Below are 3,905 nucleotides of genomic sequence, written 5' to 3' on the forward strand. Positions count from 1 at the left end.
GGCTTAATTCCTTAATGGTAAAAATAAATTATAAATTTAAACAGGCTCTAACTAATTTTAAATAAAAGAAATCTTATGCTTTTCCCTGAAACCATCAGCAAAATTTTAAATGTAAAATATCCGATTATACAGGCGCCAATGTTTGGAGTAAGTACACCTGAAATGACTGCTGCTGCGGCAAAAGCAGGATGTTTAGGATCGTTGGCTTTGGCAGATCTCTCAGCTGAAAAATCTATTGAGTTAATTCAAAAAACTAAGAAACTGACTAATCAGCCTTTTGCAGCAAATATATTTGTTCATCATATTCCTGAAATGACGGATGAATTAAAACAGCAATATTTTAAAACAAAAAAATATCTAGAAAACCTGGCGCAGGAAAATAGTATTGAAGTTCATCTTCCAGATTTGGAAGCTTTAAAAATCAACTCTTATCACAAACAAATTGATGCAATCATTGATGAAAACTGTAAAATTTTAAGCTTTACTTTTGGAAATTTAGACCAGAAAAGCATTCAGAAATTAAAAGAAAATGAAACAATTTTAATCGGAACCTGCACTTCTGTGGAAGAAGCTCTGGAACTTGAAAAGTCAGGAATCGATATTATTTGCGTTCAGGGAATTGAAGCGGGAGGTCACAGAGGAAGTTTTGTTTCTGAAAATATACCTCAAATTGGCGGGTTTTCACTGCTTTCACAGGTTTATGATTCTGTGAAAGTTCCCCTCATTTATGCAGGCGGAATTTATAACGGAAAAACTTTAAAGGCTGCAAAAGAATTAGACGCTCAAGGTTTCCAGATAGGAAGTCTTTTGCTGGCTTCACGGGAAAGTTCTTTGCAGGAATTTGAAAAAGAAAGACTTACAAATGTCACTGAAAAAGATATTGTTTTAACGAAAAGTTTTTCGGGACGTTATGCAAGAGGAATTAAAAATAAATTTATTGAAACGATTGAAAATTCTGAGTATATTTTACCTTATCCTTACCAAAATAAACTGACCGGAGAGATGAGAAGGATTGCAAGAAACGTGAAAAATAGTGAGTTTGTCAATCTTTGGTTAGGACAATCGGTTAATCAGTTTAGTGAAAATTCTACGGAAGAAATTTTAAAGAAATTAATTAACGACTGCAATTGAATTTTGACTTAACTTTACATTAAATCTAAAAACTAAAACCATGGATCCGAAAGTAAATCAACAAATTACAGATGCGGTAACACAATCTAACGTGAAAGTTGTAGCAGAATCTCCAGCAATAGCTTTGGGAAATGTTTATCAGTCTGCAGCGCATTCTACAGGAATTTTGTTTGAAAACGCCATCAAAGCTCAAAATCAGCAAAATATTCTGGGACAGGCAGCAACAACTCAGGGAGTTATGCAGATTTATTCTCTCGATACGGTTTCTGATGCCATTTCAATCGCAAAAATGCTGAATCCAAACAAATAACGAGAAAATATTACTCTTAAAAATTATAAAACCTTTCAAAATTCTGAAAGGTTTTTATGTTTGATACTTAAAAAGCAATGACTTATTTCGTTAAATCTAAGCCTCCGAAATTTCCGGAACTCATCATCATATAAACGCCTTGCGTTTTATCTAATAAATCCCAATAAGCGTGAAGCTCTTCCGCGTTGGTAAAGACTTTCAGGTTTTCATTTTTAAATTTCTCTTTGATCAGATCAGGAGAAATCGGCTCCATTCTTTTGATTTTTAAAGCATCTTCAGAATAGAATACAACGGCTTCATCCAATCCGTCCATTGCGTGATCGTATTGCTCAAGAAAAACAGGGTTTAAACTTGAATAAGTGTGAAGCTCAAGAAAACCGTATTTTTTTTCGTTTTTAAACTGCTCGCAGAACGCTTTTACAGCAGCTTTTACTTTGCTCGGAGCGTGTGCAAAATCTTTATAAAGAATTCCTTTATCTTCACGTTCTACTTTTTCGAGACGTTTTGATGCACCTTTAAAACTCATAATCGCATCGTAAAAATCTTCATCCATAATTCCTAAAGTATGGCAAATATGTCTTGCTCCTTCAAGATTTAATAAATTGTGCGCTCCAAAAACAGAAAGCGGAATATTGCCCATTTCGGTTTTAAGAAAGACTTTTCCGTTGCTGATTTCGTATTCCGGAGTCTTGTAAGGTATTTTTCTGAAATAATTTTCAGCGTTTTCTACCACTTTTACTACTTCTGCATCTTCTTCGTTATACACCAAAACTCCACCTGCAGTAATGCTTGCCACAAATTTTCTGAACTGCTCGATATAATCGTCAAATGTTTTGAAAACATTGATGTGATCCCAAGCAATTCCGCTCATTAAAGCGATGTTTGGTTGATATAAAAGGAATTTCGAACGCAAATCGATAGGAGAGGAAAGATATTCGTCACCCTCCAAAACCATAAAATCATTGTCTTCGGTCAATTTTACCATGCAGTCGAAACCTTCCAATTGTGCTCCGACCATAAAATCTACATCTTTCTGATGGAAATTCAGAACGTGAAGAATCATCGAAGTAATGGTTGTTTTTCCGTGTGAACCTGCAATGACAACCCTTGTTTTTTCCTTTGATTGCTCGTAAAGAAATTCTGGATAAGAATAAATTTTTAAACCTAATTCTTTTGCTTTTGCCAGTTCGGGATTGTCTTGATGAGCATGCATTCCGAGGATTACCGCATCAATATCAGACGTGATTTTTTCGGGAAACCAGCCCATTTCTTCAGGAAGGATTCCTTTTTTTTCTAATCTCGATTTTGATGGTTCAAAAATAGCATCATCAGAACCTGTCACCTGGTAACCTTTATCTTTCAGTGCAATTGCAAGATTGTGCATTGCGCTTCCGCCAATAGCAATAAAATGAGTTCTCAATTTATTTTCTTAGTTTTTTACGTTGTTATTAATGATTTGCTGAAAACCGGCTGTAATGTTTTCCCAATTGGTTTTAAAATTAGGCATTATCATACTTCCGTCGTTTTTGCTGCCTTCATTTGCTCCTTTCTTGATGTTGATCGATGTGGTTACATTATCATAAACCTTTTTGTGATCTTCCTCAATTCTTCTGAAATTATTTTTTGAAAGCGTTTCTTCCAAAATTTTCAGATCTTCATTAGATATTCTGAAGCTTTTCTTGATTTTTTTACCCTGTCCTTCGAAAGAATAATGGGCATCATTTCCTTTTATAAGAAGGTTTTCGTAGGTAGGAGCGTAGCCGCCGCTTTTAGAATAGCTGATGTCAAAATCCTGATATACTTTTTGACTGTTGCATGAAAGTACGGTGAAGATGATTAAAAATACACCTAAGATCTTCTTCATTGTTTTTAGTTTTGTGAATTAGACTGTTCAGATTTTTTAGCCTTAATTTCTTCATCATAAGTGTGTAAGATATTGAAATCTTCTGTCTGCTCAATGGCAGTCATTATTTTAAGAAGAATCTGCTGTGCATTTTCTTTATCGTAATCAATATCCAAAGGTTTTTTAAATTCCATTGTTGGCTTTACTCCGGTTACTTTTACGCGGAGCCCTTTTTTGTCAAACGCTCTTCTGAAACCGTTTATTTTAATAGGAATCACAATCGGGCGCTGATTTTTTATAAGCTTTGCCGTGCCTTTTCTCCCTTGCGCAAAAGCAGCGGTTGTACCTTGGGGAAAAGTTGCTACCCAACCGTTGTCGAGCGCTTTCATAATATTGTCGATTTCTCCCATATCAACCATTCTGTTGACGTTTTTTCCTTCAGATCTCCATGTTCTTTTTACCGTAACAGCGCCTGCAATTTTAAAGATTTTGGGAAGTATACCTTTATTCATTGTTTCTTCGGCAGCGACGTAATAAAAATCGATTTTAGGATTAAGAAGATAAATAGGATTTTTAATTGTATTTAAATAGCCGTTGTTTACTGCACAAAATGCATGATAC

5 protein-coding genes are annotated in these 3,905 nt (G+C 34.9%); 2 read left to right on the forward strand and 3 right to left on the reverse strand.

All coding sequences use genetic code 11. The features are described 5' to 3' along the window. Nucleotides 1-75 precede the first annotated feature (75 nt). Both AB4Y90_RS16155 and AB4Y90_RS16160 read left to right on the forward strand, forming a co-directional pair. Nucleotides 76-1,131 carry an NAD(P)H-dependent flavin oxidoreductase gene (locus AB4Y90_RS16155; RefSeq protein WP_441558605.1) on the forward strand — a complete coding sequence of 352 codons (1,056 nt, stop codon included), beginning with the start codon at nucleotides 76-78 and terminating at the stop codon, nucleotides 1,129-1,131. A 40-nt stretch (nucleotides 1,132-1,171) separates the two neighbouring features. Then, nucleotides 1,172-1,441, forward strand: coding sequence for a RebB family R body protein (locus tag AB4Y90_RS16160; RefSeq protein WP_441558606.1), 270 nt, complete (start codon nucleotides 1,172-1,174; stop codon nucleotides 1,439-1,441). An 82-nt stretch (nucleotides 1,442-1,523) separates the two neighbouring features. Here the strand turns inward: AB4Y90_RS16160 and AB4Y90_RS16165 are convergent, their stop codons facing one another. From AB4Y90_RS16165 to AB4Y90_RS16175, 3 genes are all read right to left on the reverse strand, one after another. Continuing rightward, nucleotides 1,524-2,861, reverse strand: coding sequence for a UDP-N-acetylmuramate--L-alanine ligase (locus tag AB4Y90_RS16165; protein WP_441558607.1), 1,338 nt, complete (start codon nucleotides 2,859-2,861; stop codon nucleotides 1,524-1,526). A 9-nt stretch (nucleotides 2,862-2,870) separates the two neighbouring features. After that, nucleotides 2,871-3,305, reverse strand: coding sequence for a hypothetical protein (locus AB4Y90_RS16170; protein ID WP_441558608.1), 435 nt, complete (start codon nucleotides 3,303-3,305; stop codon nucleotides 2,871-2,873). Between the two features lie 5 nt (nucleotides 3,306-3,310). After that, on the reverse strand, nucleotides 3,311-3,905 hold a 595-nt coding region (locus tag AB4Y90_RS16175; RefSeq protein WP_441558609.1), incomplete at its 5' end, for a lysophospholipid acyltransferase family protein.

Source organism: Chryseobacterium sp. 2TAF14 (assembly GCF_052115105.1).
Classification (GTDB): domain Bacteria; phylum Bacteroidota; class Bacteroidia; order Flavobacteriales; family Weeksellaceae; genus Chryseobacterium.